A 5,225-nucleotide genomic window follows, 5' to 3' on the forward strand; every position below is an offset into this window, starting at 1 on the left:
GGAATGTGGCGCGGTTGACGGGGCTCGAACCCGCGACCCCCGGCGTGACAGGCCGGTACTCTAACCAGCTGAGCTACAACCGCGCATCGGTCTTTCGACCTGGTCCTGTGCCCCGGACCGGGGTTGGGCAGCGGTGGCGCGGTTGACGGGGCTCGAACCCGCGACCCCCGGCGTGACAGGCCGGTACTCTAACCATCTGAGCTACAACCGCTCACTGCCCGCCCGGCGAACCGGACGTTGGGGTGTATTATGGCCACGCCCCTGCCCCGTCAAGCGGCCTTCGCAGGATTCCGGCGTTTTTTGGAGCGTTTTCGGAACCACCCTCAGGCCCCTGGCAAGGGAATGAACGCGCCGCTGTCGGTCGGCGGCAGCCGGAACCGGCCGTTCTCCCAATCGCTCTGCCGCCAGGCCTCTTTCGCGGCCTCGATCCTGTCCTGCGAGGAGGCGACGAAGTTCCACCAGATGTGCCGCGGCCCGTTCAGCGTGGCCCCGCCCAGCAGCATCAGCCTTGCACCATGTGAACCGGCGCGCAGGGCCACCCTGTCGCCCGGACGAAACACCATCATCCGCCCGGCATCAAAGCTGTCGCCGGCGATCTCGACGGAGCCGGAGAGCACATAGGCGCCGCGATCCTCGTGGTTGTCTGGCAGCGGGATGGCGGCCCCCGGCTCCAGCATGGCATCGGCATAGAACATCTCCGACGGGGTCTCGACCGGGGCGCGCTCGCCCCAGGCGTCGCCGAGGATCAGCCGCACCTGCTTGCCCTCGCCCTGCAACAGCGGCAACCGGGCCTTTGGAACATGGGAAAAGGCAGCCGGCCCCTCCTCGCGATCCTCGGGCAGCGCGATCCAGGTCTGGATGCCGAAGAGGTCGTAGGGCGCCTTCAGCATGTCGCCGTCGACCTGCTCGGAATGGGTCACGCCATGCCCGGCGGTCATCAGGTTGACCGCGCCCGGTTCGATCCATTGATCGGTGCCAAGGGAATCGCGGTGGTGGAACCTGCCGTTGAACAGATATGTCACCGTCGCCAGCCCGATATGGGGGTGCGGGCGGATGTCTATGCCTTGGCCGGTGACGAACTCCGCCGGACCCATCTGGTCGAAGAAGATGAAGGGGCCGACCATCTGGCGGCGCGGCGCGGGCAGCGCGCGGCGCACCTCGAAACCGCCAAGATCGCGGGCGCGGGGCACGACCACGGTCTCGACGGCATCGAGTGTCTCGGCGTTGGGATACTGCGGGTAGAGGGCGGGGTTCCAGCTCATGGGTCATCCTTTCGTCGGGTGCCCACAAAGGATATGCGTGCATGAGCACCAATAAACCCTCGAAACCATCGGAAGACTGTGCGAAATCGCACAGGAAAGGGCGGGCGTGAGGGGGAAGCTGGTGGGTGATGAGAGACTCGAACTCCCGACATCTTCGGTGTAAACGAAGCGCTCTACCAACTGAGCTAATCACCCGTGATGCCGTGCTTATCCATTCCCGGCGGAGGTGGCAAGAGCATGTGGCGCAAGGCGGATTTCCCGGCTGGGCCCGCGGCGATCCGCTCGCCAGTTCAGATCATCGGGCAGGGAAAATGGTGGGTGATAAGAGATTCGAACTCCTGACATCTTCGATGTGAACGAAGCGCTCTACCACTGAGCTAATCACCCGTGCGAGCGGGATTTATACAAGCTTGCGACCGCGTGCAAGCCCCTATCGGGCAGAATGCCGGCCCTCGATCCGGGCTATTCCTCCGCCTCGGTTCCGGGCGCCGCGTCCGCGTCGTCGACCCCGCCTTCGGGGGCCGAGAGGCTCCGGCGCAGCTTGCAGACCACGATGCGGCGGTCCTGCCGGTCCTCGACCCGGTTGACACGCAGCTTGCCCATCGGTTCCAGGTTCAGCCCGCGCCCCTCTGCCAGGGTCTCGCCCAGCACCGCCAGCATCGCCTCGATCACCGGCCTGGCGTCGCGCTTTTTCACATCGCAGCGCTCCAGGACCGCTTCGATCAGGTCCCGTTTTTTCAGATCGGGCCGGGCCACGGCGGGCTCCGAGACCTTCACCAGCCGCGGCTCCACCGGCGCGCCCTGCGGCGCCACGTCCGGCGTGGTGGCCTGCTCCTCGTCCTTGGTCGGTCCGGTTCCCGGCTGCGCGTCGTCTGGCATGGGATCTCCTGTCTCCTGCTATACCGCGACTCTAGTACGGCGACGCCGCCAAGGCCAGAAAAGGTACGGCTTGACGAAAAAAAGGGGCGGACCCATTCGGTCCGCCCCCGGTCGTCTTTGCACGAGATGTCTGTGCGGGTCTCAGTGCGCGGTGGCGCCGACCCCGTCCTCGGGCCTGAGCGCGGCGCGGGCGGCGGCGGCCTCTTCCTCGGCCGCCTCGTCCCATTCCACCGGCTCGGGATCGCGTACCAGCGCCAGCTTCAACACCTCCGACACGTGAGAGACGGGGATGATCTTCAGCCCCTCTTTCACGTTGTCAGGGATCTCCGGCAGATCCTTTTCATTCTCTTCCGGGATCAGCACCGTGGTGATGCCACCGCGCAGCGCCGCCAGCAGCTTTTCCTTCAGCCCGCCGATAGCGGTGGCATTGCCGCGCAGGGTGACCTCGCCGGTCATGGCGATATCCTTGCGCACCGGGATCTGGGTCAGCACCGACACGATCGCCGTCACCATCGCCAGACCAGCCGAGGGGCCATCCTTAGGCGTGGCGCCGTCGGGCACGTGCACGTGGATGTCCCAGCGGTCGAAGCGCGGCGGCTTGATGCCGAGTTGCGGACTGACCGAACGGACGTAGGAGGAGGCCGCCTCGATCGATTCCTTCATCACGTCGCCCAGCTTGCCGGTGGTCTTCATGCGGCCCTTGCCGGGCAGGCGCAGCGCCTCGATCGACAGCAGCTCGCCGCCGACGCTGGTATAGGCCAGCCCGGTAACGACGCCGACCTGATCCTCTTTCTCGGCCAGGCCATAGCGGTACTTCGGCACCCCGAGGAAGTCGTCGAGGTTGTCAGGCGTCACTGTGACACTCTCGTCCTGCTTCTTGATGATCCGGGTCAGCGCCTTGCGGCAGACCTTGGCGATCTCGCGCTCCAGGTTCCGCACCCCGGCCTCGCGGGTATAGGTGCGGATGATCGCGGTCAGCGCCGCGTCGGTCAGCGCGAATTCCTTGGCCTTGAGCCCGTGGTTCTTGATCTGTTTCGGGATCAGGTGCGCCTTGGCGATCTCGTGCTTTTCGTCCTCGGTATAACCGGCCAGCGGGATGATCTCCATCCGGTCGAGCAGCGGCCCGGGCATGTTGTAGCTGTTCGAGGTGGTCAGGAACATCACGTTGCTGAGGTCGTATTCCACCTCGAGATAGTGATCGACAAAGGTGTTGTTCTGTTCCGGATCCAGCACCTCCAGCATCGCCGACGCGGGATCGCCACGGAAATCCTGGCCCATCTTGTCGATCTCGTCGAGCAGGATCAGCGGATTGGTGGTCTTGGCCTTTTTCAGCGCCTGGATGATCTTGCCCGGCATCGAGCCGATATAGGTCCGGCGGTGACCGCGGATCTCGCTCTCGTCGCGTACCCCGCCCAGCGAAATCCGGATGAACTCGCGCCCGGTGGCCCGCGCCACCGACTTGCCAAGGCTGGTCTTGCCCACGCCCGGCGGGCCCACAAGGCACATGATCGGACCCTTGAGCTTTTTCGAGCGCTGCTGAACCGCGAGGTATTCGACGATCCGTTCCTTGACCTTGACCAGGCCATAGTGATCGTCGTCAAGGATCTCCTGCGCGCGGCCCAGATCCTTTTTCACCCGCGACTTGGTGCCCCAGGGGATCGACAGCATCCAGTCGAGGTAGTTGCGCACGACAGTGGCCTCGGCCGACATCGGCGACATGTTCTTGAGCTTCTTCAGCTCGCCCTCGGCCTTTTCGCGGGCCTCCTTGGAAAGCTTGGTCTCGGCGATGCGGGATTCGAGCTCGGCGATCTCGCCCTCGCCCTCCTCGCCGTCGCCCAGCTCCTTCTGAATGGCCTTCATCTGCTCATTCAGGTAATACTCGCGCTGGGTCTTCTCCATCTGGGACTTGACCCGGGTCTTGATCTTCTTCTCGACCTGCAGAACGCTCATCTCGCCCTGCATCAGCCCATAAACCTTTTCCAGCCGCTCGGAGACCGCCAGGGTTTCCAGCAGCTCCTGCTTGCGGTCGACCTCGATCCCGAGGTGCCCCGCGATCAGGTCGGCCAGCTTCGTCGGATCGGTGGATTCGCCCACCGCCGCGAGCGCCTCGTCCGGGATGTTCTTGCGCACCTTGGCATAGCGTTCGAACTCGTCGACCACGGTGCGCAGCAGCGCCTCGGTCGTCGTCACGTCGCCGGGCATCTCGGTCAGGTACTCGGCACGCGCCTCGAAAAAGGAGTCGTTCTCGAGGTACTCGGTGATGCGCACGCGCGCCTGTCCTTCGACCAGCACCTTGACGGTGCCATCGGGAAGTTTCAGCAATTGCAGCACGTTGGCCAGCACGCCGGCCTTGTAGATGCCTTCGATTTCGGGATCGTCCTCGGCCGGGTCGATCTGGCTCGACAGCAGGATCTGCTTGTCATCGGCCATCACCTCTTCCAGCGCCCGAACGGATTTCTCGCGGCCCACGAAGAGCGGAACGATCATGTGCGGGAACACTACGATGTCGCGCAGCGGCAGGACGGGATAGGAGGAATTGAGGGGCTCTTGCATGCTCGGTCCTTGTTTTTGGCAAGACGCCCGGCCCCTGAATCAGGCAGCGTGCGGCGTCTCCTCTTACGGAGTAGTAATCTGGGGCACATGCCGGGGGGTTTCAAGCGCGCATTCCCCCGCAGCGGCGCGGGCGCCCTATGGCAAGCGCCAATTCAGACTGCTACCACCGGACCGGACAGGACAAGAGCCAGGCAGGATCGCGACAGATGGCCGACAGGCTTCATTCGGATGGTGCACGGATCCGGCGGCTGCGCATGCTGGCGCTCGCGGCCGGACCGGCGGCGATGCTGGCCGTGTGGCTGGCGCCGGTGCCGCCGGGGCTGGAGCCACCGGCCTGGCGTCTGGTCGGCGTGACCGCCTGGATGGTGATCTGGTGGATCGGACAGGCCGCCCCCCTGCCCGTCACCGCGCTGCTGCCGATCCCGCTGATGCCGGCGCTGGGGATCGCCCCCGTGGCCACGATCACCGGCCAATATGGCAACCCGCTGATCTTCCTGTTCCTTGGTGGCTTCCTGGTTGCGGCGGGGGGGG

The 5,225-nt window shown here is 65.1% G+C and carries 4 protein-coding genes and 4 tRNA genes; 1 reads left to right on the forward strand and 7 read right to left on the reverse strand.

From position 1 onward, the window contains the following. Positions 1–6 precede the first annotated feature (6 nt). The 7 genes from P1U75_RS17810 to lon all read right to left on the reverse strand — a co-directional run bounded on the left by P1U75_RS17810 (position 7) and on the right by lon (position 4,694). Positions 7–83, reverse strand: a tRNA-Asp gene (locus tag P1U75_RS17810). Positions 84–134: 51 nt separating this feature from the next. Then, positions 135–211: transfer RNA gene (locus P1U75_RS17815), tRNA-Asp, on the reverse strand. Between the two features lie 112 nt (positions 212–323). Further along, the gene (locus P1U75_RS17820) at positions 324–1,262 is read right to left on the reverse strand and encodes a pirin family protein (RefSeq protein WP_300245636.1); all 939 of its coding nucleotides are present in this window, start codon (positions 1,260–1,262) and stop codon (positions 324–326) included. Positions 1,263–1,381: 119 nt separating this feature from the next. Beyond that, a tRNA-Val gene (locus P1U75_RS17825) sits at positions 1,382–1,457 on the reverse strand. 117 nt (positions 1,458–1,574) lie between these two features. After that, a tRNA-Val gene (locus tag P1U75_RS17830) sits at positions 1,575–1,649 on the reverse strand. Between the two features lie 75 nt (positions 1,650–1,724). Continuing rightward, positions 1,725–2,141, reverse strand: coding sequence for an HU family DNA-binding protein (locus P1U75_RS17835; protein WP_300245638.1), 417 nt, complete (start codon positions 2,139–2,141; stop codon positions 1,725–1,727). A 141-nt stretch (positions 2,142–2,282) separates the two neighbouring features. Next, positions 2,283–4,694 carry an endopeptidase La gene (gene lon / locus P1U75_RS17840; protein ID WP_300245639.1) on the reverse strand — a complete coding sequence of 804 codons (2,412 nt, stop codon included), beginning with the start codon at positions 4,692–4,694 and terminating at the stop codon, positions 2,283–2,285. Between the two features lie 206 nt (positions 4,695–4,900). On the opposite strand from lon, the gene P1U75_RS17845 reads away from it, so the two are divergent. After that, the coding region (locus P1U75_RS17845) for an anion permease (protein WP_300245642.1) at positions 4,901–5,225 on the forward strand (325 nt) is incomplete at its 3' end.

It is taken from the genome of Antarcticimicrobium sp. (genome assembly GCF_029212575.1).
Taxonomy (GTDB): Bacteria; Pseudomonadota; Alphaproteobacteria; order Rhodobacterales; family Rhodobacteraceae; genus Antarcticimicrobium.